The organism is Vibrio sp. 1402 (assembly GCF_033340275.1).
Window position 1 is genome coordinate 1 of sequence record NZ_JAWOWE010000198.1, and the last position, 763, is coordinate 763.

General features: G+C 35.0%; 1 protein-coding gene and 1 pseudogene. Both read right to left on the reverse strand.

The window, feature by feature from the left end:
- Positions 1–10: 10 nt before the first annotated feature.
- Positions 11–514 carry a hypothetical protein gene (locus tag R7044_RS25055; protein ID WP_225455977.1) on the reverse strand — a complete coding sequence of 168 codons (504 nt, stop codon included), beginning with the start codon at positions 512–514 and terminating at the stop codon, positions 11–13.
- A 26-nt stretch (positions 515–540) separates the two neighbouring features.
- A pseudogene (locus R7044_RS25060) lies at positions 541–763 on the reverse strand (hypothetical protein); the annotation flags it as partial.

Genomic DNA, 763 nt, shown 5'->3' on the forward strand with positions numbered 1-763 from the left:
TGAAAAATTATTAAACACTCATTGCGATATCTAGCCAATACGAGTATTGCTCATCTGACTCAAACTCATTAGGTGACACATGACAGTCAATTTCCAGTCCATTCTGGAAGACTAGAAATCCACAATCACAACCAAAAGCATATTGGTCAGCAAATTTTACTTTAAAGCGGATTTCACGGTACTTCTCTGATAGCGCGATGAATATTGGGTATGGCATATTATTAAAGGAAATAAAGCTAATTCTACCGTAAACATATTCATATTTTTCCTCAAGCTTGAATTCACTGTGCCAAGCGTTCCATTTTGAGTACCAATGTTTATAATTCCAATCACTGTCTTGCTCAACATGACAAGAACTATTCTTTCCTTCCAAAACCTTCAGATACTCAGGGCTAGGAATTAACCTATTAAAATCTAACACATTATTTTCATTACTAATGCACTCAATAATGGAACTTGCATGAGCAAGATCTTCAGTTTTAAATTCGATAATATTTATTATGCGATTTGACATTATTTTTACTCTTATTTATGAATCATTTATATGGTTTTAACTTGAAATTTTTTGTCTTCATAAATATTGAGTAAATCCACTGGGATCTTTAGCCTTAAAGTCGCGCCTTCACTCAAGACGGTTGTCCATCGTTTTTTTGAGCCACCCGAAGTACAATAGCCCGATAGTAATGCAATCCCAGTTTCAATTCGAGCACCTGAATCACGACTAAATGCTTTACAAACAGGATACCCAAGAAACTCTATCGCC

Coding starts and splice junctions, on each gene's coding strand:
- R7044_RS25055 (WP_225455977.1), bottom strand. CDS start 514: ATGTCAAATCGCATAATAAATATTATCGAATTTAAAACTGAAGATCTT.